Here is a 24116-nt window from a genome sequence, read left to right on the forward strand (position 1 = left end):
TATGAACAGTAAAGTAGAAAGCGTTCTTAAGGAAATAGAAAATTTTAAAGCCACTACTGAAAAGGAGCTTGAAGAATTCCGTTTAAAATTCATTAGTAAAAAAAGCGTTGTCACAGAGCTTTTTAGTGAATTGAAAAATATTCCTAACGATCAGAAAAAAGCATTTGGCCAACAGCTAAATGAGGTTAAACAAGCTGCTCAAAATAAATTCAAATCTATAATAGACAACCTAAATTCATCCAATGAATCAGGAAGTCAAAGTCATGTGGATTTAACGTTACCTCCATCTGGTGGAGAAATTGGAAGTCTGCATCCACTTACCATAATTAGAGCTCAGATTATCGAAATTTTTGAAAGAATTGGCTTTAATGTTTCTGATGGCCCTGAAATAGAGGATGACTGGCACAACTTTACTGCACTAAATTTTCCTGAGAATCACCCTGCCAGGGAAATGCAGGATACTTTCTTTATCGAAAGGAACCCTGATATGCTTCTTAGAACCCATACTTCCAACGTTCAGGCAAGGCTGATGAAAAGTGGAACGCCTCCATTCAGGTCTATTATGCCAGGTCGGGTATTTAGAAATGAGGCGATTTCTGCAAGAGCACATTGCGTTTTCCATCAGGTTGAAGGTTTGTATGTAGCAGAAGATGTCAGCTTCGTTGATCTTAAACAAACCATTTACCATTTCGCTAAAGAGATGTTTGGTAAGGAAACGCAAATACGTTTTAGACCTTCATACTTCCCTTTTACCGAGCCAAGTGCGGAAGTTGACATATCATGCCAGATATGCAAAGGGGATGGCTGTCAGCTATGTAAATACACCGGCTGGGTAGAGATAGCTGGCTCAGGTATGGTTGACCCTAATGTCTTAGAAAATTGTGGTATTGATTCCGAAAAATATACAGGTTTTGCGTTTGGTATGGGGCTGGAAAGAATAGCCCAGCTAAAATATCAAGTCAATGACTTGCGTTTATATACTGAAAATGATGTTCGCTTCTTAAGTCAGTTTAAAACCGGATTGTGATACAAAAAGTTGATGATATAAAGTCGATTGCAGTTGTTGGGGCGGGCACCATGGGTTTGGGTATTGCTCAGCTTTCAGCCATGGCAGGCATCAAAACATTACTTTTTGATATCGATGAATCAACGCTCAATAAAGCTCATTCCAACATTGTCAAGAACCTGGACAAAGGCATTGAAAAAGGCAAGTTAAGTGAGGCAGTGAAAACTGAAACACTTGAGAATCTCAGTCTTGAAAAAGACATTAAAAATCTCAAAGCTGACTTTATTATCGAGGCTGTTGTAGAAAAATTGGAGGTTAAGCATTCTATTTTTAAGCAGTTAGAAGAAATTAATTCTCCAAATACAATCTTAGCCACTAACACTTCTTCTATTCCAATTACTCAAATTGCAGCTCCACTTAAAAGGCCTCAAAATCTTGTAGGTATGCATTTTTTTAACCCTGCACATATCATGAAGTTGGTGGAAGTGATTTCGGGAGCAGCAACTAATAAAAAGGTTGCTAAAATAACTTCTGAATTAGCATTGAAACTAGGCAAAGCACCTGTTTCAGCTGCAGATTCACCGGGGTTTATAGTAAACAGGGTGGCAAGACACTTCTATGTAGAAAGCCTTAAAATAGCTGAAGAAGGCGTAGCCGACTTTGAGACCATTGACAAACTCATAAAATCTTCAGGTTTCAAAATGGGCCCTTTTGAACTTATGGATCTCATTGGTGTGGATACCAATTTTTCTGTAACCACTTCAATGTTCAATGCATTCCATCAGGATTCTAAATTTAGACCTAGCAGAATTCAGCAACAGAAAGTTGATGCCGGACATCATGGCAGAAAGAGCGGAAGAGGTTTCTACAGCTATGAGTAAACTACGGCATCTTATCTGGATTACTTTATTATTCGTCTGTTCCTGTGATGACAATTTAGGTCAAGATCAAATACCTATAGCTGATTTTCAAGACGTTGTAATTAATCTTACCCTACCTGAATATAGAGATTTAAATAGAGATGGCACGTCCATCTATCTAAATAGAGGTGGATTAAGAGGACTGATATTATATAGGGAAAATGCTTCGAGCTATATTGCCTTTGAGCGAACTTGCTCCTACCTGCCAAATGAAGCGTGCGCTAATGTAGAAATTCACTCCTCTACGCTCTATATGACAGATCCATGCTGTGGGTCAACATTTCAATTTCCAAACGGCCAACCAACCAGTGGGCCAGCCAGATTTAATCTTAGAATTTACGAGACACAATTGGACGGGAGCGTATTAACAATAACAGACAATATTGCCAATTAAATCAAAGCATCTATAATCTTATCGATGGTCATACCTTCCGCTTCAGCTTTGAAGTTTCTAACAAGTCTATGTCGCAAAGTAGGTTTTGCCACTGCCTGAACATCTTCTATGTCTGGTGAGTATTTACCATTCAGTAATGCATTGCACTTTGCTCCAATTACCAGGTATTGAGAAGCCCTGGGGCCTGCACCCCACTCCAGGTAATCATTAGCCACCTGAGATGCTCTTTCTGTATTAGGCCTTGTTTTATGAACTAAGCTAACAGCATATTCAACCACATTATCCGCAATTGGAACCTGACGAACCAGATGCTGAAAATAAACAATTTCTTCACCAGTCAGCACAGGCTTTACTTCCACTTGCTCATCAGAGGTGGTGTTCTTTACAATATCAAGTTCCTGCTGATACTCAGGGTAGTCAAGGAATACATTGAACATAAACCTATCCAACTGCGCTTCAGGCAAAGGATAAGTTCCTTCTTGTTCTATTGGGTTTTGGGTTGCCAATACAAAGAATGGCCTCTCTAAAGGATAATTATGTCCTCCGGTAGTCACAGAGTATTCCTGCATTGATTCTAGCAATGCTGCTTGTGTTTTAGGAGGTGTCCTGTTTATCTCATCTGCTAAAATTATATTGGCAAATACCGGGCCTTTAATAAATTTAAAATTCCTGTCTTTATCCAATGTTTCTGCACCAATGATGTCAGAAGGCATAAGATCAGGAGTAAACTGAATTCTATTAAAATTTAAATGAAGCGCTGATGCCATAGTCTTTATCAATAAAGTCTTTGCAAGGCCGGGAACACCGACTAACAAACAGTGTCCCTGACAAAATACAGAAGTTAGCAATAAGCGTACAACATCATCCTGACCAACCACAACTTTAGATATTTCACCTTTCAAGGTGTTATAGGCCTCAAAAAGTCCATTCGCTGCTTCTACTTCATTACTAAAGTGCTTCATATTTCTAAAGGTTTTGTAGTGTTACGCAACAGGCAATATTTGGTTTATCAGTTTAAGATTTGACAGAAGTCATATTGCTTGTCAATGCTAATAAAGACATCATTGCGCGCTTTATCAAACCACTCAGCTAATATTCTTGATTTCTTTTCGTTGAGTGTCGCTGATTGGATTTTCTGCCAGTCATCATTTAGGTTGGCCTGATGAGGTTTTATTTTTGATTTGTAGTATAGTATTCTTACCGCTTCCTTTCCATCATCCCTCCTGTATACAATTGGGTTACTAACATTACCTACATCCATACTATCTATGGTGAAAAAGATAACCGGGTCAAGGTCTTCAACTGATACTCTCTGCCCCCCTGTTTCATCTGTAAAAAACCCTCCACTACCTGCTGTATATTTATCATCAGAGTAATCTTTAGCTACTTTTTGAAATGAAATACTGTCTTTCAAAACCAGGCTTCTTACACTATCTAATGAGTTTTTAGTTCTCTGAATGTCTTCAGGCCCCGGGTCAGGGATTAAAATGATGTGTCTCGAATTATACTCATTACCTCTTCTTTCCAGAAGCTGAACAATGTGGATTCCAAACTCAGTTTCAAACGGTTGGCTAATCTCATTTGGTTTAAGCTTTAATGAGCTGGCTTCAAACTCAGGAGCCATGGTTCCTCTTTGAGCAAAGCCTAAATTACCACCATATTTTGCACTAGGCCCTTGTGAGTATTCTTTGGCCAGTGCTTCAAAACTTTCGCCAGCAATTATTCTATCTCTAATCTTACTCAATTTAAGTTTGATTTCGTTCTTACGCTCCGAGCTAATCGTTGGAATTTTTACAATTTGTCCAACTTCAACTTCAGTGGAAAAGTAGGGCAAACTGTCTGACGGGATTTTGTTATAAAACTTTCTCACCTCCGAAGGCGTAACTTTAACGTTCTTGATAATTTCATCCTGCATACGCTGAACTACCAACTGTTCTTTAATGTCATCTTTAATATCATTTTGGATTTGCTCGATCGTCTTGCCATAATATTGCTCTAGCTGTTCCTCAGAACCACCATATTGAGATAAGATCATCTGCATTCTACGATCCAGGTTATTGTCTACTTCTTCTTCGGAAACAATCACTGAATCTATTTCTGCTTTCGCAACCATTAATTTACCACTAATAAGTTGTGCGAGCATTCTGCATTTAGCTCCTGTATTTGCCGCATTACCGTTTGCCAAATAACTTAAATAGGCCCTTTCCAAGTCCGATTTAAGTACAATGTAATTATCTACCTTGCTTATTATTTCATCAACAACAACCTTTTGATCTTGCCCAAAAGACTGTGTCAGTGAAAATAAAAATATAACCAAAGCAGTGATTATGCCCTTAGTAGATTTCAAATTCTTTGTTTTTAGTTGCTCGCTCATATACATCTTCTTCCAGCTGCTGTGCCAACTGCACCTTTCGCTTGTTAATTATTATATTCTTAATGTCCTCCTTCACAAACTCCAAAGGAGATGTGTTATCGGAAATACGGTACTCCAAAATCTTCAAAAAATACCTGAATTGAACGTCCGCAGTTTCTATGTATCTATTAGCCTGCAAAAATTGCACTTTATTTGGAATTTCAGCCAATGGAGAGTTTTTAATTACTTCATCAAACACCATCCATACTGAATCATTTAACTGATAAGTTGCTGCAAAACTTAAGGCATAAGAGTTTAACTCTTCAATGTTCTCTTCTCTTGTTGAATTTAAAAGGTTTTTGATCCTATCCATCTTTGGAGCACCAGTGGGAAGTTTAATAAACCTTCCTCTAATAATGTTTTGCTTCAAAATGAAATTATCGATATTCTCATTGTAGTAGGTTTCTATCTCAGCATCATCAACCTCCATATTCAAATTTTGGTTGATGTAGTAAGATTGATATTCATAACCCATCAAACTGTATCGGTAGTCTAATATCTTTCTTTCAATTTCTGCTTCATCAAACTCAATCTTAGTGGCTGCTTCTCCAATTAACAATTGCTTCCTGATCCAATTGTTTACAAAGCGCATGGTTCGCTCTGTACTATCTTCTACTGACATCCCTGAGGTGGCAATACCCTCCAGATCTTCAGGATATAAATAGTTTTCGCCTACTCTGGCTACAGGATTAGCCTTAACGGTTTCCTGAGGCTGATCTTCTTTCATCTTAATGAGATCACATGATGATGCCACCAAAAGTATTATGAACAGATAGACCAGGTTATTTCTGAAGTGATTCATAGACATAGTTAAGTACTTCATTGTTCATTGAAACGCTATACTTTTCTTTTAATTTTACCAACCAGTTTTTTTCTAAAACCTCCTGATAATCAGATATAACCGCCCCCTTTGTTTCTTGCAAAGTTTTTATTTGAGGCGGTAAAATCTCCTGAATCCAAACCAGGTGTGACTTACCGCCAAATTCCAATTTCTGAATGCCAACTTTCCACTCTGCCAAGTCCAGCACTTCCTTCACTCCCCGTTCAAAAATACCTGATTCTGACTGCAAAATAAGGTTTGAGCCAGAATTATACTTCTTGTACAGGCTCTGTTTAGTTAAGAACACGCTATCTTCCTTTTCAATAGCATTAGATATCTCTTGCAATATTTTTTCAGAAGCAGAATAAATTGATGCCTTTGCTCTTTCGTCCCACTTATAGTTATCTTTTCTTGACTGATAAAATGCTTCCAGGCCTACAGTATCCTCAACCGCCCTATTCCAAACCTCATTTTCCATAAGATTGAAAAGCAGTATCCCTTCACGGTATTCTTTAACAATCATTTTATAATCAAAGTACTTTTCTGCCAAATGATCTTCTTCATAAGCAATGATTTTACTCTTTTGAAAATCATTATAGAGCTGACTTGTATAATGTTTCAATTCATTATTTGTAGGTTTTTGATTCTCCTTAATGTATGTAGCGAAATCGTTAAGAAGATGTCCTTTATCTGCAACTTTGAATAATACGAGGTTATCTTGAGCCGAAGAGGTGTATTCCCAATTACCCCGAAGCAAGGTGCTGTCAGTTATGGACAGCGCAATTCTTTTGTTTTCAGCATTCTCCGAAAATCCATTTTCCTTTTTCAGCCTGTTAATAAGGGCTATTTCATTAAGTTGGGCTCTGGAATCCCTGCTAATTCTGGATTTTATACTAGATTCCATTTGCTCAAATGACTCTATTGGTTCTCTGTTAATAAGTTTAATAATATGCCATCCATATTGAGTCTTCACCGGATCAGAAATTTCACCCGGCTCAGCTAATGCAAATGAAGCTTCCTGAAACTCCAATGGCATTTGACCAACAGAAAAAGCTCTAAGTACTCCATTTGTATTTCTGCTATTAACATCTTCTGAGTAAAGCTTTACAAGCTCAGCCCATTCTACTCCGCCTTTAACCTGGTCATAAATTTCAAAAATCTTATTTCTTACGGCTGTGGTATCTGACTTAGCTCTGAGCATAATATGAGCCACTTGGACTTTACCGTTGGCCGCTCTTCTGTCTTTTACCTTTACCAAATGATAGCCAAATTGGGTTCTGGTTGGAGCAGACACTTCTCCAACATTAGTTTGATATGCAGCAGATTCAAAAGGGTAAACCATTTGAAATGATGTAAAATACCCTAAATCTCCACCATTAACTTTAACAGAAGGATCTTGAGAATATTGTTTGGCTAAATTTTCAAAGCTCGCACCTTTATCTAGCTGCTTCTTAATTTCCACTATCTTATTGTAAGCATCCAGAGTATCTTCTTTCGCATTTATGAGTATGTGGGAAGCCCTTACTTCATATTTAAATCTGTCATAGGCTTCAGAGACAAGTCGTTCGGTAACTTTATTCTCAGTCAGATATGGCTTCTTAAGCTGTTCTTTATAACCATTAAATTCATCAATAAAAGCCTTTGATTTATCCATTCCTCTGGACTCAGCCTCTTGAATCTTCAATTTAAAATTGACATATAAGTCCAGGTATTCTTTAATGTCAGTTTTGGTGAATGCACTGTCATTATTAATGTTGTTCTTGCTATAAACGTATTTAAACTCTTCGGCAGTTACACCCTCTCCATTTACTGTGAATAATATTTGTTCATCACTATTATCTAGATTAACAGAATCAACAACATTGGTTGACTTGCATCCTGCCAGAAGTAAAAAAATAAAGAGAAGTTTTCTCAGCATATTCAACACCATTTTCCTTAAAAACCCTGCAATTTTAACGATTTTATGCTTAAGAAAGTACGATTGATCTGGTTTAGATCACATCAATCCGTTTTGTGAGACGGCAAATGTTCCTTGAAGAATCATGAATGATTTCTATATCATCCATTATGCGTTTTACTAATATTAATCCAAGGCCTCCTTTTCGTTGCTTTTTGATAATATCTTCCAGTTTTGGCTCTTCATATTGACCAATATCAAAAATCTCAGCTTTATCTATAATGTCAAAGATGATTCCGTCATTCTGTTTAACACTTATCTGAAGCTCAATAGAATCCTTGGCGTTACATTGATGTGCATGAATAATAAGATTAGCACAAACTTCATCTATAGCTAAAACAAGCGTACTTGCGTCAATTTCTGACAAACCGTGTTTGTCTAAAATCTCCTTTACAAAGCTGCGGATGTCCCGAAGCTTTTCCTTTTTACATGGTACCTTGTAGCTATATTTCATCTCACAATGCCGATTTCGCCTCTTCCTTTTCGCCCCTAATAGTAAGTAATTGATCCAACCCTAAAATTTCGAAGACATTGCGCACCTTTTCATTCATGCCAAATAGGACTATGTGAATGTCATTTTTCTTAAAATCTTCTATATAGGACATAAAAACACCTAGCCCTGCTGAAGAAATATATTCCAATGAAGTACAATCTACCAAGAAGGCCTTATTACCACTCTTTATAGCCTCAGCAATGGCATTGTCCAATTCTATTGAAGAACTGGCATCCACCTCGCCTACTATGGTGATAAGATCATATTTTCCTTCCTGTATCCTTTTAACGTCAACCATAACTCTTTTACGTATTGTTATTACTTATGTTATTTATTCAAATCTTACTTAAACTTTATAATTAGTGTGGTATAATCATCATCAATAACCGGTGTGCCTGTAAACTTATACAGATCATTTATCAAGGCATCTTGTATGCCTAATGCTTCTTTATCTGCCATTTTGGAAACTACGTCTAACATTCTATCATACCCATACTCATCCCCCTTGCTGTTTTTTGCCTCGGTTATTCCATCCGTATATAATACTATGATATCATCAGGGTTGTATGTGAACGAATTCAATTGAATATAGTTCTCAAACCCACTGTTTCTTAAAATTCCTAAACCCAGGCCTTTGTTTTGGAAAAACTGCCATTCCTTCAATTTGGAATCGTAGTACAAGGTAGGGCAGTGCCCTGCTCGTGCGAAATCAACTACCTTCTTCTTTGTATTAATAACAAAGTAGCTGGTGGTTATAAAAGACGCTTTATCCAGGCACTTGCTCAAGGCATTATTTGCCATTGTTAAAAATGTCTTTGGATCCATACCCACCTGTGCCAGGCTATGGAAAACCCCTTTCATTTGAGACATATGAAAGGCAGCCGAAGTTCCCTTACCGGAAACATCACTTATAATAATGGCGGTCTGATGCTCATCAATTTTTAGGGTGTCATAATAGTCACCGCCCACTTCATCTGCTGCTTCAGAAAAAGCCACAAGATTAAAGTCCTTATTTTGATCAAGCTCCTTGGGTAATAGGCTGCTTTGAACATTCTTCGCAATCTTAAGCTCTTCTTTGTACCGCTCATTTTGAAGCGCCTCAGAAAGTAACCTGAAGTTCTCAACTGATATTCCGGCCTGATTGGTGAAGGTATCTATGATTTTGGCATTCTCTTTATTAAAGCCATCTGATACATCTTTGAGAAGTGCAAGGGTGGCTTCTTGTTTGCCTTTAACATAAATAGGGAAAGCCATCATTGATCTAAAATGGGTTCCCTTGAGCGTTGCAAGATGTTTACCAAGGTTTTTGGTTCTATCACTGCCTTTATCCAGAATACCCTTTACATCATTGGCAACAAAATGGGCTTTAATCCTCTTTATCTCATCTTCCTTGATATTATGGGTGTGGAAGATAGACTTTCCATCCTCTGCAATCTCCTCAATCCAGGCAGCATCGGCTAAAACTGTACTTATAGAACTTTCTAAAAGTATGTCATAAACCCTGTCTTCACTCTGCTCTGTTTGTATAGACTGACTAAGTCTTTGGAAGTTAACCACCTCCTCTAATTTTTGCTCAAAAACAGATGATGTTGGCAGGTTGAAAAGAATAACCAATAGTGAAAATAATGAGTAAACAAAAATGAAACTCATTATGGCAATTAAAAACACGCTATCCCTAAAATCCTGAAAAGAGGTTGTAACCTCTGAAATATCCACGGCAAAGCCTGTAAGGGTAAATGTAAAATAGCCAAGATAGAACATGGCCAGCGCTATCAATAAAATGCCTTTCCATTTCTGTTTGAAATTTAGAAAAGCCACCCATTTCATATTTGCAGAAAGCACCACACCTATAAGAACAAGAATGCCTTTATATACATCCTCAAACCATGAGAAAGCAGGTAGGTCAATTAGATTGTACAACAAGCTTAGGAAAAGGCCATATTCGAAAATCTTCCAGGTAGCCATCAAAAACTTAGATTTTTGATAAAGAATCAGGCGCTTCCAAACTATAAATGTAGACACAAGAAATCCTATGACTAACCCCAAATTAATGAGATAAATGAAATCAAGGAATATTACATTCTCTGCAAGTTTGGTATTGCCTAGAAGATTTAAAAGCAGCCTAAAAAGAAGTGAAACTATGGTCGCAACTAACCCTGAAACAAATACCTTCCAAAGTAAATCAACGAAATTAATACTCTCAGCTTTCTCTATTCTGTATTTATAATACACAAATATTGAAATAATGAATAAGCTCAAAAGTACAGGCGGAATGTTAGCGCCAACACTCGGAGCAACATTGCTTGTGCTACTAAATACAATTGAAAGATCTGTAAATACCAGACTTACCCACGACAATATCGCGAGCAGTGTACTCAATCTTATTATGGCTTTCCTGCTGATCATTTTTAAATCGCCATGAAGATAATAAATAATGTGTTTACAGAACGAAAAAAGCGAAACCAAGGGCCTCGCTTTTAAAATTTTTATGGTTTATTAACTACCTGCTGTAGTTTGGGGCTTCCCTGGTAATGAATATATCATGCGGGTGACTTTCATTAACACCAGCCGCAGTTATTTTTACAAAAGTAGCATCGCTTAAAGATTCAATATCTTTTGCTCCGCAGTAACCCATACCAGCCTTTAACCCTCCAACCAATTGGTATAATACTTCGGAAACCAATCCTTTATAAGGTACTCGTCCTACAATTCCTTCCGGAACCAATTTTTTGATATCATCCTCAGCATCTTGAAAGTACCTGTCCTTGGAACCATCTTCCATAGCTTCCAATGAACCCATACCTCTGTAAGATTTAAACTTACGGCCTTCGTAAATGATTACTTTACCCGGGGCCTCCTCAGTACCAGCTAATAAAGAACCAATCATTACACTATTAGCTCCTCCGGCCAGGGCCTTAACAATATCTCCAGAAAATCTAATACCTCCATCAGCAATAACAGGAACTCCTGAACCTTTAATAGCTTTGGCCGACTCATAGACTGCTGAAAGCTGAGGCACACCAACACCTGCTATTATTCGGGTCGTGCAAATACTTCCTGGTCCGACACCTACCTTAACGGCATCTGCACCTGCATCTACCAATGCCTTGGCGGCAGCACCAGTGGCTATGTTCCCAACAATAATTTCCAGATCACCATAGGCCTTCTTTACCTCCTTAAGCATGTCTATTACACCCTTTGAGTGACCATGAGCAGTGTCGATACTGATAACATCAACCCCGGCATTTTTAAGAAGTGTAATTCTATCCAGAATATCAGGTGTAACACCTACTGCAGCCCCAACCCGCAATCTGCCGTATTCATCTTTACAGGCAAATGGTTTATCTCGTTTCTTAAGAATATCCTTATAGGTAATTAAACCTGTTAATACTCCAGATTTATTTATTATAGGAAGTTTTTCAATCTTATGCTGCTGAAGTATACCCTCTGCCTTTTCGAGATTAATATCCTCTTCAGCGGTAATCAGGTTGTCTTTTGTCATGATGTCCTTAATAGGAGTACTCATGTCTTTATGAAATCTAAGATCCCTATTGGTAATAATACCAATTAATTTGCCTGACTCATCAATAACAGGAATACCCCCAATTTTGTATTCCTTCATAATATTTTCTGCATCCAATACTTTTGAATTAATATTCAAAGTAATAGGATCGAGGATCATGCCGCTTTGTGATCTTTTTACCTTTCTTACCTGGCTAGCCTGCTCTTCTTTAGGCATGTTTTTATGAATAAACCCAAGGCCACCTTCGAGGGCCATGGCTATAGCAAGGTGGTATTCTGACACCGTATCCATTGCAGCGGACACAAGTGGTATATTTAATCTAATGTTTCTTGTTAATTGAGTTGAAGTGTCGGTATCTCTTGGTAAAACGTCTGAGTAACCGGGCTGAAGAAGCACATCATCATAAGTAAGCGCTTCAAAAAGGAATTTGGATGTATCTAAGGACATAGCAAATAAGCGTTAATGTTATTTGCCGTGCAAAACTACAGTAAACCAACCTATTAAATTAATAATTTAGCAAAAAGAATTTAGCTCAAGGTTCAATGGGTTAATTTGTTATATTTAAAACAGTATTAACAAATATTGATAAATAAGAAAGTGATGAATTTAAAGATATTAATATCAGCTGTCTTGCTGCTAATAGCAGTTTCTTTAGAAGCACAAATTCAGGAGGGTAAGGCCTCTTACTATGCCGATAAATTTGAAGGCAAACCAACAGCTAGTGGAGAGAAGTATAAGCACTCAAAACTTACAGCTGCTCATAAAACTTTGCCCTTTGGTACGGTTATAAAAGTAACAAGTGTAAGCAATGGCAAAAGCGTAGAAGTAAGAATCAATGACCGTGGCCCCTTCGTAGAAGGCCGGGTTATTGATTTGTCCCGATCGGCCGCTGAAAAAATTGGTTTAATCCATGTTGGAATTGCAGATGTAAAAATTGAAGTTGTTGATGCTGGTGATGGCAAAGGAAGTGGGCCAATAAAACCAATTGACCATGTTGTTGTAGATGAAAAGGAATTTTATGAATTTGATGTTGACCGAATCAATCCAAATGGATTTGGCATTCAGATAGGAACATTTCAGGAGCTTGCCAACCTTGTGAGGTTAGCCGACAATCTTAAATCCTCCTATCAGAAAGAAGTGACCGTTCAGGTTAAGCTAATTAATGGGGTTAAAGTGTACGCCATTATTGTAGGCGACTTTAAGAATAGGGAAAAAGCCACTGACTTTAAAGTCAAACTGCAGCAGAGATATCCAGATGCGTTTATTGTAGAATTTGACAAGATATGAAGTTCAGGCTGTTAACATTGACAGTACTTTCACTTATCTGCCCTTTAGTAAACGGGCAAGATACCTTGGTATATTTTAACGAATTGCATTTTAACTCCGATTTCGAAAAGCAGGCATTGACCAAATTTATCAAGCAAAACGACTTCAATTATATGGAAGTCTTTATGGCGATTGATCCCTCCATTGACAATGCTAAATTTGAAGACGCTCAATTAAGATATCAAACCCAATTTAAGTCAATTTACAATGAGAAGGTAAAATCAAAGCGGGCAGACAAAAAGTTAAAGATCATTTATGATGAAATACACGATGCTTTTCTTACCCAATATAAAGAGCGTATTCTCTTCAATTCAATTTTTGACAATGGCCAATACAACTGTGTGTCAGCGTCTGCTCTATATAGTATGGCTCTTGAAGAAGCTGAAATTCCCTATATTATAAAAGAGCGGCCTACACATGTTTATGTATTGGCTTATCCGAAAAATGAGCAAATAGTTGTTGAAGCTACAGATCCTGCAGGAGGTTATGTGAAATTTAACTCCAGCTATAAACAAGCCTATATTGACCGTATGGCCAAGGCGAAGATGATTAGCGATGCCGAGGTTAAATCCAAATCCGCAGATCTTCTTTTTGATGAATATTACTTTACTGATACCGATATTAATTTAACCCAATTAATAGGCATACAATATATCAATGACGCTATATACCGGGTAGACAACAAAGATTTAGAAGGTGCCTATCAGCAATTGGAAAAGGCCTGGATGTTATATCCTAGCCAGAAAGTCAATACGTTGATGCTGGCCTTTCTGGCAGAACTCATAAATGGTCAAAAATATGAGGAATTAAAATATGTAGGCTATTTGCAAAAACTTTCACGTTATAAAGCTTATGATATTGATAATGAGGTTATTAAAAGTGAGTTTGGTAGGATGATAAACACACATCTGATTGAAAATGGAGATGCCAAATTGTTAGAAACCTTTTACAATGAATTTTTGCAAGGCATTAGCAATACAGAGTTAGAATCGGAAATATCCTATTTATACAATTATGAGCAAGGACGGGCCCTATACAATCAAGGCAAATTTAGGGAAGCGCTGGAATATTTTGAACAGGCTTATACTATCAAAACAAGCAACCTTGATATCAATAATATTCTGGTCACTACCCTTATCAGAACAATGCAGAACGACTCGAATACTGAGGCTTTGGTGGTGCTGGAGAAGTACAAATCGAAACATGTGCTATTAATAGAAAACAACTTATTCAAAAGTGCATTGGTCAACACTTATCTTATTGAAATGGGTAATTCTTATGATTTGAGTGATGAAAAGAGGGGACTTAAATATAAAGGTCTATATGAAGAGTTATATGATCCGCAATTAACAATTGACAGAAACAATATAGGAAGGGCATACTCTTTGGCCGGGGTATATTACTTCAGGAAAAACAATAAGTCAAAAGCCCTGAAAGTGATCAATGAAGGCTTAAATATGGCTCCCCACAGTCATGAGCTACTGGTTAGAAAAAGAATGATCCAGTAGCTACAAGCCTCGGTTTTCTATTGCCAAATTATGCTTTGTTAAAACTATGTATGGATTACCGAGTGTAGTAGTAATCTCTGCGACAAAGTGCAGCTCTTCCATAATAAAGGTATTTTCAGGTAGGTTAAATTTTACTTCCAATACACCCGGCTCACTTAGATTAGTTGAAGGTTCACCTCCTTCCAGACAGCCATTGGCACCAAGTTTAGTATTAACAAAGAACTTGATTCTTGAAGTGCCATCTGATGATTTGATCCTCAAAATGTAAGTGCCATTTTTAAGGACATTATCTATTGGCTGAACAACCAACTTAGGATATTGCTTCTTTAGACTCCCATCTAGCAAGTACTCCTTCAAACCCTTACACGGTCTGTCATAGTTATATGGCACCTCAGCCATTAACTTCCCATTAGGACGGTACTTTTTTCTGATACCATGTATCAAATTATTCTCGTATGGTGTTATCTGAAACACTTTTCCCGTTTCATAGTAAGTAATAGCATCTCCATTCTTCTTGTCATTTACATATGCTATCTGCTGGTGGAGTCTACCATTTTTATAGTAGTTTTTTGCTATACCATTTCTTTTACCATCCTTATATTCAATCTCATTCTTTAAAACCTTATTTGCATAGTACTGCTTCACCACACCATCCTTAATTTTATTCTGGGAAGTTTCCTTGGGCAAGTCTTCACAAGCCAATAGGAAGCAGCAGCTAATAACTAAATATCTCGATAAATACATTTAAAACTGAAAAGGGTAAACAAGTATATAATTTCATAAAAATAGTAAAATAAGAATATCTTTGGGCAGCATGGATGAATTGATAAAAGAGAGCTGGCACTACTTAATAAATATCAACATAATCGAGGCGCTAGGTCTCATTTTTGGGTTACTGGCCGTTTACTACTTAATAAAAGAGGACATTCTCACCTGGCCTGCTGGTATTACCTACGTCTTATTATCCTTTGTTATTTTCTGGCAGCAACAACTTTATGGTGATTTTTTGTTGCACATCTTTTTTCTGGTACTCAATATATATGGTTGGTACCATTGGAAGTATGGAAAACCCAGAGATGAATCAAAAGTACCTGTAACATGGATGACTCTAAAGAGAAATGCCTTTTTCGTCATTATTTCCTTTGTGGGTATCTTCTTATTTGGTTATTTCCTTTCTTCGGTGCACCTGATCTTTCCAAACCTTAAGCCTGCATCCGTTCCCTATTGGGATGCAGCTACAACTTCACTTAGTGTTATTGGAATGTGGCTTACGGCCAGAAAACATATTGAAAACTGGATTTATTGGTTTGTTGTTGATGTATTGGCAGCAGGCATATATTTCTACAAGGGCATTCATTTTTATGCACTACTGTATTTTATTTACATTGGTCTGGCAATAGCTGGTTTTATTGAATGGAAGAAAATAATCCGTCAACAACAAGTATAAAGAAGGTAGTACTGGTAGGTCCTGAGTGCACTGGCAAGAGTACGTTGGCTTCACTATTGGCGAAATATTATAACACCGTTTGGGTGCCAGAATATGCTCGACATTATATCGACCGTCTAGACAGACCCTATGAAGAAAAAGACCTTCCCATTATTGCTAAAGGCCAGATAGAACAAGAGGATACGCTAGCACAACAAGCCAATAAGCTGCTCATTTGTGACACAGACCTAACCGTAATTAAAATTTGGGGCGAGTATAAGTACGGAGCATGTTATGATGAAATACTGGAAGAATATCATCAAAGAACCTATGACCTCCATTTGTTAATGGGCATTGACATCCCCTGGCATGATGACCCGCAGCGTGAGAACCCAGAGCTGCGCCAATTTTTTTATGATTTATTTAAATCAGAATTGCAGCAGCGCAATACCAATTTTGTTGAAATTTCCGGTGATCATTATAGGAGAATGAGTTTAGCGGTGGCAGCTATCGATCAATTGCTAAGTGAGCGTTAGCAAGATAAGTAAATGCATAGCATGTTAAACTTGAAAGCTTTATCAGCCATAATCATGCTGTATTCAGAGAGATTCCTGCCTTCGTAGGAATGACGATGAAAATGAGATTGACGGTAAAATCTGGAGAAGCATGTATGGCAGAATGGTTATGAAAATTAAGAGTACGTGGCAAATCAGACTGGCCATAAACATCAGATTGACCTCGTAAATCAGACTGGTCATTCAAATGCAGCCCGTCATGGCTGCCTTAGCCGTTCAACCAACCGACCAACTCCGTCATTCCTGAGAGCCTGCCTGTCCGGTAGGCACAGCGAGTCAGGAATCTGGATTATTGAAAATCAGAAACTTCATCGAACAAGTCTTTTTTTGTTGGATTAAATGATAAGATGAGGTTTTCTTTCCATTCTCGCTTCCATTTCTTCAACTGTTTTTCTCTTTGTATGGCTGATTCTATTCTTTCGTAAAACTCAAAGTACACTAAGTCGTGACACTTGTATTTCATGGTATAGCTGCTGCCTTCATTATTTTTATGCCCATATGCTCTGGCATAGAGATTTGAAGTAACTCCAATATAAAGTACTGTTCTTGTCTTGTTTGACATAATGTAGACATAACCTCCTTTAGCCACAGCATGAAAATAATAAATTTTAGAGAGATTCCTGCCTTCGCAGGAATGACGATGAAAATGAGATTGTCGATAGAAATCAGACTGGTCATTAAAATGCACACCGTCATAGCAACCTAAGCCGTTCAACCGACCAACTCCGTAATTGCAGAGAGCCTGCCTGCCCGGTAGGCACGCGCAAAGAATCAGAAATCTTTAAAATTGCTTTAAACAAAAAAGAGGCTCCCAATGGGAGCCTCTTTTCATAAAATATTTAAGATTAATTAAAATCTAAATCCTACTTTCAGGAATGGCTGAGTAAAGAATGACAAAGTTGTTGTTTCAGCTTGTCTTTCTTCTAAACCAGGAGCCGGAATTTGGGTTGAATAAGCATAAATGAAAGAGATAGGCTTGATTTCAAAACCAAAGAAAAATCCCTCCATTAAGTAATAGTCAACACCAGCAGCCGCTTGAATTCCAAAACCAAGAAGTTCAGCACTTCTTTGACCATAATCAGTTATTACTGGATTTGTTCCTCCAGAAACTGTAGGATCAAACACAGTGTATCTTCCATAATGGAATGGAAAATTAGCACCTACGTAAGGAAACAATCTTTCATATTTTGACGAAAAATGGTACTCCCCTCCTAAGTTAATAGTCATGTAGGCCTCATTTTCAGCATCAACCGCAGCATAATCCGGGATGGTTTGAACACTTCCTGGGGCTGCATTTGGTGCAGGGGCATTAGGCTGATCAGGTGTATTCCTGAAAATCGCTGCTCCTCCCAATTTCACTGCAATTCTGTTCGTAATGAAGTAACGTGCCTCTCCACCAACCATGTTTGAAGCACTGTTCATATCACTCACAATCCTGTAAGCAGTAGGAGATGATCCATCAACCGTACCACCAAAAGGGAAACTATTAGGAACATCCAAGGATAAATCCAAAAAGAGTCCTCTCCCAAACAGAATTGCCCCTGAAAGATCTCCAGCTGCAGGTGCGTAACCCGCATCACCAGATCCCTGATCAGAACCAGTCTGGTCGTCATCTTGTGCCAATGCGAAGCCCACTGAGCCCAGCAGCATTAGCGTACATAATATATATTTTTTCATATTATCGTCTTTAGGATGTATTAAAAATTTTAAAATTAACCCCTCGGCTAAGCCGAGGGATTTATTATGGTATCCTAAAGAGGAATTATCCTGCTATTGCAGCGTTCATAAGCGCTAAATACTCAGCAGCTAAAGCCTCCCAAGAAGCCAACTCTTGCTGCAATGCTTCTAGTTCTTGTTGCTCAGCAGCAATAATATCATTCCACTCTTGCTCATCGATCATGTTATCACTAAGATCTTCTTGAAGGCTTGTGATGTTATCTTCAAGGTTCTCAATTTCGTTAAGAACATCTTCGATTACAGAATTAATATCGTCTAACTGATCTTCAATTACGTCTACTAAATAGTCTGCTGCATCATATTGGTCTTCAAGTGCATCAGCCACATCATATAGGTCATTCCAAATCTCTTCTTCTTCCAAATACAACTGATAAGCAGCAGCAACGTCAGCCTCAGTAGCAGATGCCAATGGCTCCCATAGTGTTACTCTTCCTTGCGCTTCAGCTAATTCCCCCTGTGCTTCACCTAAGTTATTGGTTGTTTCAAATAAGTCATCTTCAAGACTATTAAGGGTAAAGTTGTAACCATCAACTGAGTTTTGTTTGTTGTTTCTAAGGTTTTCCGCTGCATTTGCAATATTATTAGCCTCACTCCATGCATCAAATGCTGCATCATAAGCATCATCGGCTGCATCATAAGCATCTATAACTGGATCAATAGCATCCAAAGCTGCTAAATAAGCATTTTCAGCAGCAATTTCTTGAGCATCAGCTGCAGTCTGAGCAGCCAGTGCAGCTGTTAGAGCAGCTTCTGCAACAGGAAGAGCAGCAGTTGCGTCAGCTAAATCCTCATCAACATCATCAATAAGTCCTTGCCAAAATTCTAAATCAGCCTGAGCTGCAGCTAAAGCAGCTCTAGCTGCATTCAAAGCGTCCAAATTAGCCTGTGTTGCTCCATTTGGTGCATCATAAGCTGCCTGAGCGTTCGCTACATTCGTTGTTTCCGTAGCTACATTAGTTTGTGCAGCGTCTCTATTGGTAACATATGTTGGTTTATCGTTGGTAACAGCAAATTGAGCATCAACTAAATCTTGCTCAGCAATGTCTCTATCATTTTCAGCATTGGCTACGTCATTATCAGCGTCATTAGAAGCATCTACGGCATCAAAATAATCTTGTAATGCCTGATCATCACCAAGATTTGCAAGATCAAGATCTGTCTGAGCAGACGCTAAAGCAGCCTCAGCAGCATCTCTGGCTGTTAGTAACCCATTTGCAGTAGTTCTTCTTGCAGTAGCCTCTGTTGTTAAGGCAGCTAAATCTGCAACAGCTGCATCACGTAAACCAGTAAAGTAAGTGATAAGCTCGTTTATGTCTACAATATCTTCTTCGTAGCCTCTAATATTGTCCTCGGCATTTATAACATCATTCTTAGCATCCTCAAGCTCAGCTCCCGGATCTTTGTAATCCTCGTTACCCCACCAAGAAGATCCTCCAATTAACATTTGATAGGCATCATAAGCAGGAGCAACATTAGTCACCTCATATTCGTCAGCAGCTCTGTCAGCAGCTTCTATTTGGTTGTTTAACGTCTCCAAATCTGCATATAAAGCAGGCAATTGATCTGCCAAAACAGCTGGATCGTCTTGAGCAGCTTCTACTTCTGCCAAAATACCTTCCCATAACGCTAATTCAGCAATTTCTAAATCCAAATCCCTTTGAATTCTTGCAGTGATCTGCGCATAGTTAGTTCCTCCTTGATCCAAATCAGTTAAATCCTGTAAGTATGCAACCTGATCCAACACATCATAATTAAGGTCATAAACCTCGTCCATTGCATCTGCATACAGATCTAAATACTCTTGAGCCTTCTCTAAGCCATGCTCAGCCAAATATTCAGCCAGCTCGTCAATAGCTTGTTCTAAAAGCAATTCTTGCTGAGCAAGGTACACTTCCAAAGCAGCGATATCTCTTTGAAGTTGAACAGAGTCCATTGCTGCCTCAATCTCTTCTTGTAGTGCCAATGCGGCTGTTAATCTGGCTTCAGCCTCCACATAGGATGCCTGAGCTTCTCTTAACCTGGTCACCTCAGGAGCCACCTCATTATCGATACATGAGGTTAAAGTTGTCATTGCTGCGAACAGCCCAAATGCCAACAGTTTTGTAATTCTTTTCATAATAAAAAAATAGTTTGGTTTGAAATAATTGTTATTAATTAAATTTTGCGTTTGAGTTTCATACTGAAAGTTACAATAAGGTAAATTCTAAAATCAAAATTTTGATTTAGATGTTTAGAAGTGCATAATGTAGCCAACATTAGAAACATTAACTGCGAATCTCTATAATTAATTTTAAAATGCGAAGTCTAATATGGTAAAAATTAATGATGTAACAAAATAATAATTTTAACATTATATTATTCTAAGAATAATAGGACTATTCGAATGGAAAAACCAGATTTAACCGAAATTTATATTGTTGTAACATTGAATAATCGGCTAAATAATAATTATAGAAATTAAAAATGTTAATATATCTGTATTGCGCCACTTTGTATCACAACACCCATTACTTTGATTGTAAGTCTTATTTCATGTAATATATTATTAGTTTTTGTCAAAAAATAGCTAGCAACAAATGACGAAAAAAAAGAAAAATGTCATTTTAATAATATTTCAGCTGCATTTGAGGTATTTCCAACTCAGCCTTGACGTGGTTTTGGGAGGAGTAACTTCCTGCCTCTTTATGGGCCTTCTAACACAATCACAATCGAATGTTACTTCAAATATTACTCTAGGTCTTGTAATTTGGTCCATCTACACCTTCGACCATTTGTTAGATGCCAAGAACAGCAAAGCGGATCAGCTCAGTGCTAGGCTAGCATTTCATAAAAGGCACGCTTCCCTACTATCAAAAATTCTAATTTTTATGATTGTACTAATTGCTGTTCTAATTCCATTTATACCTTACAAAACATTACTATATGGCACAATCTTAAGCTGTGCTGTACTGGTGTACTTTTTATCTATTCATTTCCTAAAAAGTAAATATGTCCTTCACAAAGAGCTGGTAATTGCCATTATTTATACTGCTGGTATTTGCCTTGGTCCGGTGAGTCAAATGACTAACCCCATTTCCAGTTTTCAGTGGTTAGTCATTACTATCTTCTTTATTATAGTGCTGTTCAATTTGTTGCTGTTTTCACTAATGGATAAAAAAGAAGACCTTTCTGCAAAATTTCCTTCGTTTGTTATTGCAGCAGGAGAGCCTGTTACATTAGTTGTACTAAAACTGCTAGGACTAATAGGAATTGTATTGATTACATATTTGATCTCATTGGGATTTGTAAAAGAGTCCATACTGCTGGCATGTATGTTTGGGGTATTGCAAATCATTTTCTGGAAGCGGAAGAATATGTACATGATTAAATACTATCGCTATGCCGGAGATGGCATTTTCCTTTTCCCCATCTTCTATCTTCTGTGAAGAATAATTTCAACTTAATAGCACCCGTTTATGACAAACTGGGAAGCTTTATTTTTGGGAATAGCCTAATAGATTCCCAAAGGGCTATGCTCCACCATTTAAAAGCGGACAATCATGTATTGATTTTAGGTGGCGGATCAGGAGATATACTCAAAGAACTTGATAAACTGGAAATGCGCCTATCCATCTCATATGTAGAGCTTTCATCAAAAATGGTTGAGCTCGCCAGGAGCAAACAACCATTCAAAAATCTGGAAGTTGCTTTTATTAATCAAAACGCTCAAAGTATTGATCTGCCAAAAGCTGATATAGTCATAACCAATTACTTTTTAGATGTTTTTACTTTAGAGAATCTCTCCATGATTATGAAGAAAATCGATCTGGCTTTAAATGATTCAGGGATCTGGTTCTGCACAGACTTTAGGAAAACCAACTCCTTTTTCAAAAACGCTCTGATAAAATTAATGTATCTGTTTTTCAAAATATTTAGTCAGTTAGAAGGCACTAAACTTCAGGATTTTGAAGGACAATTCGAGGCTCTTGGTTACAAAAAAATAGATACTAAGTTTTACTTTGGTAAAATGATAGAATCATGTGCTTATCAAAAATCTAAACTCGCGAAATGAAAAATCTCATCTATATATGTTTGATCACCGCAGCTCTACTTGCCTGCAACGGAACCGAGAATAAAGAGGCTATGAATAATAGTGCTGTACTTCCCGCTCCACTCATGCCTTCTAACAAATTGAACGTGGCTTTTTTAATAGTAGATGGCGTTTACAACTCTGAGCTAATCGCACCTATGGACATATTGCACCATACCGTATTCCATACTGAAAAAGGCATGTCAGTATTTACAGTTGCTCCTGATTCAACTATAATAACCTCATTCGAAGGACTCAAGATTATTCCTGATTATGCCTTTCTTTATGATTCACTACCACCAATTGATGTATTGGTGGTGCCAAGTGCCGAGCATAGTATGGATTCTGATCTTGAAAATGAGGCTCTTATCAATTTTGTAAAGACAACAGGTAACAATGCTAAATATGTGATGTCTCTGTGCGATGGTGCTTTTGTTTTAGCAAAAGCGGGATTAGTAGATAAAAAAGAGTCAACCACATTCCCATCTGATATTAAAAGGTACAAAGAGACCTTCCCAAACCTCAAGGTGCATGAAGGAGTAAGCTTCGTTCATGACGGCAAACTCATTACTTCTGTTGGTGGTGCCAAATCCTATGATCCGGCACTGTACTTGTCAGAGATATTGTATGGTAAAAAGGCTGCTAAAGGAATTGCCAAAGGTTTGGTTATTGATTGGAATGTTGAGGAGATAGAATTTGTAAGGGTTCGGTAGCTATATCAAACTTGTCTTAACCACAATTTCGTTATGCAGCGTCCGGTGAACCGGGCATTTATCAGCAATCTCCAAAAGTTTAGCCTTTTCCTCTTCAGAAAGATTGCCGGTAAGTTCAATATATCTTTCAATTTGATCAATTGAACCCGGTTTGGTTTCGCATGAACTACAATCAGCACTATGAACTTTCTCATGTTTCAGGTGAACTTTTACCTCTTTTAAATCGATATTCTTCCTGTCAGCATACATTCTCAAGGTCATACTCGTGCAGGCTCCTAAGCTCGATATTAGTAAATCATAAGGATTTGGACCAAGGTTAAGTCCTCCAACAGATTCTGGCTCATCGGCAATCAAACTGTGGCCAGCTGCTTTTATTTCTGTAGTATAGCCTTGTTCACCCGTCATTACCACGGCCTGCAAATCTGTATTCAGTTCATTTGTGGTTTCTGCATCCACATATCGTTCAGCCCAGGCAGCAATGGTATTACCAACATAAGTTGAGTCAAACTTATCAGATAACAAATGATCTGCTTTGTCAAGGGAAATAAAGCTTTTCGGGTGCCTAGCCGCCAAATAAATTTCCTTAGCATTAGAAATATCAACAACCTGATCTTGCGGTGAGTGAAAGATCAACAATGATTTATTCAGTTTATTAATACTCTCATCTTTGGAAACCTCTTCCAAATCATCAATAAGCTGTTTTTTGATTTTAAATGGCCTACCTCCAATATCTACAGTAGCCTCTCCCTCATTTTCAATAAGTTCTTCCTTTATTTTAAAAAGTTTTTTTAGATGGGCTGGATCATATGGAGCCCCTATTGTAACTATACCTTTTGCTGCCTTAAAATTATGAGCGGCAGATAAAACTGCAGCCCCACCGAGAGAGTGGCCAATAACTAGTGCAGGTGCTTTATAATTAGTTTCTAAAAACGCATAGGCCGCTATCAGGTCTGTGGTGTTTGTTGTAAAGTTAGTATCGGAAAACTCCCCCTCACTTTCTCCCAATCCTGTAAAATCAAATCTTAAAACCCCAAATCCATGTTGGGCCAGGGCTCTTGAAATATTAACTACCGCAGAAAGGTTTTTTGAACAAGTAAAACAATGAGCAAAGATTGCATATGCCTTTGGTTTATTGTCAATTGGTAATTCAAGCTTAGCAGATATAGTATGATTTTCTTTGTTGCTAAAAGTGACCTTGGTAGATTTCATAATTATACTATTTTAAGATTTAAATTT

General features: G+C 37.7%; 23 protein-coding genes. 10 read left to right on the forward strand and 13 right to left on the reverse strand.

All coding sequences use genetic code 11. The annotated features are described in order from the left end of the window. Position 1: 1 nt before the first annotated feature. From pheS to RIB54_RS20525, 3 genes are read left to right on the forward strand one after another with little or no spacing between them, the layout of a single operon-like run. Positions 2-1027 carry a phenylalanine--tRNA ligase subunit alpha gene (gene pheS / locus RIB54_RS20515; protein WP_350070189.1) on the forward strand — a complete coding sequence of 342 codons (1026 nt, stop codon included), beginning with the start codon at positions 2-4 and terminating at the stop codon, positions 1025-1027. Then, positions 1027-1887 carry a 3-hydroxyacyl-CoA dehydrogenase NAD-binding domain-containing protein gene (locus RIB54_RS20520; protein ID WP_350070225.1) on the forward strand — a complete coding sequence of 287 codons (861 nt, stop codon included), beginning with the start codon at positions 1027-1029 and terminating at the stop codon, positions 1885-1887. The genes pheS and RIB54_RS20520 overlap by 1 nt, the downstream gene beginning before the upstream one ends. Beyond that, positions 1847-2320, forward strand: coding sequence for a Rieske (2Fe-2S) protein (locus tag RIB54_RS20525; RefSeq protein WP_350102749.1), 474 nt, complete (start codon positions 1847-1849; stop codon positions 2318-2320). Before RIB54_RS20520 ends, RIB54_RS20525 begins: the two co-directional genes overlap by 41 nt. On the opposite strand, the gene RIB54_RS20530 is transcribed toward RIB54_RS20525, so the two are convergent. The 8 genes from RIB54_RS20530 to guaB all read right to left on the reverse strand — a co-directional run bounded on the left by RIB54_RS20530 (position 2317) and on the right by guaB (position 11973). Beyond that, on the reverse strand, positions 2317-3282 hold the full coding sequence (locus tag RIB54_RS20530) for an AAA family ATPase (protein WP_350102750.1): 966 nt from the start codon (positions 3280-3282) through the stop codon (positions 2317-2319). The two genes, RIB54_RS20525 and RIB54_RS20530, sit on opposite strands and share 4 nt — an antisense overlap. A 47-nt stretch (positions 3283-3329) precedes the next feature. Further along, on the reverse strand, positions 3330-4667 hold the full coding sequence (locus RIB54_RS20535; protein ID WP_350102752.1) for a peptidylprolyl isomerase: 1338 nt from the start codon (positions 4665-4667) through the stop codon (positions 3330-3332). Beyond that, complete coding sequence (locus RIB54_RS20540; protein WP_350102754.1) at positions 4654-5535, reverse strand: peptidylprolyl isomerase; 882 nt, start codon at positions 5533-5535, stop codon at positions 4654-4656. The genes RIB54_RS20535 and RIB54_RS20540 overlap by 14 nt, the downstream gene beginning before the upstream one ends. After that, complete coding sequence (locus tag RIB54_RS20545; RefSeq protein WP_350070204.1) at positions 5516-7471, reverse strand: peptidylprolyl isomerase; 1956 nt, start codon at positions 7469-7471, stop codon at positions 5516-5518. The genes RIB54_RS20540 and RIB54_RS20545 overlap by 20 nt, the downstream gene beginning before the upstream one ends. Positions 7472-7544: 73 nt before the next feature. Then, entirely contained in the window at positions 7545-7964 is a 420-nt protein-coding gene (locus tag RIB54_RS20550; RefSeq protein ID WP_350070207.1) for an ATP-binding protein, read from the reverse strand. Between the two features lies 1 nt (position 7965). Next, positions 7966-8301 carry an STAS domain-containing protein gene (locus tag RIB54_RS20555; RefSeq protein ID WP_350070209.1) on the reverse strand — a complete coding sequence of 112 codons (336 nt, stop codon included), beginning with the start codon at positions 8299-8301 and terminating at the stop codon, positions 7966-7968. A gap of 44 nt (positions 8302-8345) precedes the next feature. Further along, a complete protein-coding gene (locus RIB54_RS20560; protein ID WP_350070212.1) occupies positions 8346-10409 on the reverse strand; it encodes a GAF domain-containing SpoIIE family protein phosphatase in 2064 nt (687 codons plus the stop codon). Positions 10410-10503: 94 nt separating this feature from the next. Beyond that, a complete protein-coding gene (gene guaB / locus RIB54_RS20565; RefSeq protein WP_350070214.1) occupies positions 10504-11973 on the reverse strand; it encodes an IMP dehydrogenase in 1470 nt (489 codons plus the stop codon). 153 nt (positions 11974-12126) lie between these two features. On the opposite strand from guaB, the gene RIB54_RS20570 reads away from it, so the two are divergent. Continuing rightward, positions 12127-12813, forward strand: a complete 687-nt coding sequence (locus RIB54_RS20570; protein WP_350070217.1) for a septal ring lytic transglycosylase RlpA family protein — start codon at positions 12127-12129, stop codon at positions 12811-12813. Further along, the gene (locus tag RIB54_RS20575) at positions 12810-14360 is read left to right on the forward strand and encodes a tetratricopeptide repeat protein (protein ID WP_350070219.1); all 1551 of its coding nucleotides are present in this window, start codon (positions 12810-12812) and stop codon (positions 14358-14360) included. Before RIB54_RS20570 ends, RIB54_RS20575 begins: the two co-directional genes overlap by 4 nt. On the opposite strand, the gene RIB54_RS20580 is transcribed toward RIB54_RS20575, so the two are convergent. Continuing rightward, entirely contained in the window at positions 14361-15104 is a 744-nt protein-coding gene (locus RIB54_RS20580; RefSeq protein WP_350070222.1) for a toxin-antitoxin system YwqK family antitoxin, read from the reverse strand. It lies immediately after the preceding gene. A 70-nt stretch (positions 15105-15174) separates the two neighbouring features. Between RIB54_RS20580 and pnuC the strand changes: the two genes are divergently transcribed. Together pnuC and RIB54_RS20590 are read left to right on the forward strand one after the other, a co-directional pair. Next, the gene (gene pnuC / locus RIB54_RS20585) at positions 15175-15807 is read left to right on the forward strand and encodes a nicotinamide riboside transporter PnuC (protein WP_350102755.1); all 633 of its coding nucleotides are present in this window, start codon (positions 15175-15177) and stop codon (positions 15805-15807) included. Further along, positions 15774-16322, forward strand: coding sequence for an AAA family ATPase (locus tag RIB54_RS20590; protein WP_350066083.1), 549 nt, complete (start codon positions 15774-15776; stop codon positions 16320-16322). The genes pnuC and RIB54_RS20590 overlap by 34 nt, the downstream gene beginning before the upstream one ends. Before the next feature lie 328 nt (positions 16323-16650). Here the strand turns inward: RIB54_RS20590 and RIB54_RS20595 are convergent, their stop codons facing one another. From RIB54_RS20595 to RIB54_RS20605, 3 genes are all read right to left on the reverse strand, one after another. Further along, on the reverse strand, positions 16651-16950 hold the full coding sequence (locus tag RIB54_RS20595) for a GIY-YIG nuclease family protein (RefSeq protein ID WP_350103009.1): 300 nt from the start codon (positions 16948-16950) through the stop codon (positions 16651-16653). Between the two features lie 260 nt (positions 16951-17210). Then, positions 17211-18038, reverse strand: a complete 828-nt coding sequence (locus tag RIB54_RS20600) for a BT1926 family outer membrane beta-barrel protein (RefSeq protein ID WP_350066081.1) — start codon at positions 18036-18038, stop codon at positions 17211-17213. A gap of 85 nt (positions 18039-18123) precedes the next feature. Beyond that, positions 18124-20214 (reverse strand): hypothetical protein, encoded by a 2091-nt coding sequence (locus RIB54_RS20605; protein ID WP_350102756.1) that lies wholly within the window; start codon positions 20212-20214, stop codon positions 18124-18126. Positions 20215-20674: 460 nt separating this feature from the next. On the opposite strand from RIB54_RS20605, the gene RIB54_RS20610 reads away from it, so the two are divergent. Genes RIB54_RS20610 through RIB54_RS20620 form a run of 3 tightly spaced genes read left to right on the forward strand, consistent with a single transcriptional unit; the run spans position 20675 to position 22880 of the window. Continuing rightward, positions 20675-21523, forward strand: coding sequence for a UbiA family prenyltransferase (locus tag RIB54_RS20610; RefSeq protein ID WP_350102758.1), 849 nt, complete (start codon positions 20675-20677; stop codon positions 21521-21523). Further along, positions 21520-22149 carry a class I SAM-dependent methyltransferase gene (locus RIB54_RS20615; protein WP_350066075.1) on the forward strand — a complete coding sequence of 210 codons (630 nt, stop codon included), beginning with the start codon at positions 21520-21522 and terminating at the stop codon, positions 22147-22149. The genes RIB54_RS20610 and RIB54_RS20615 overlap by 4 nt, the downstream gene beginning before the upstream one ends. Beyond that, on the forward strand, positions 22146-22880 hold the full coding sequence (locus RIB54_RS20620) for a DJ-1/PfpI family protein (protein ID WP_350102759.1): 735 nt from the start codon (positions 22146-22148) through the stop codon (positions 22878-22880). Before RIB54_RS20615 ends, RIB54_RS20620 begins: the two co-directional genes overlap by 4 nt. Here the strand turns inward: RIB54_RS20620 and RIB54_RS20625 are convergent, their stop codons facing one another. Next, positions 22881-24089, reverse strand: coding sequence for a bifunctional alpha/beta hydrolase/OsmC family protein (locus RIB54_RS20625; RefSeq protein ID WP_350102760.1), 1209 nt, complete (start codon positions 24087-24089; stop codon positions 22881-22883). Between the last annotated feature and the right edge of the window lie 27 nt (positions 24090-24116).

The organism is Fulvivirga sp., from assembly GCF_040218215.1.
Taxonomy (GTDB): Bacteria; Bacteroidota; Bacteroidia; order Cytophagales; family Cyclobacteriaceae; genus Fulvivirga.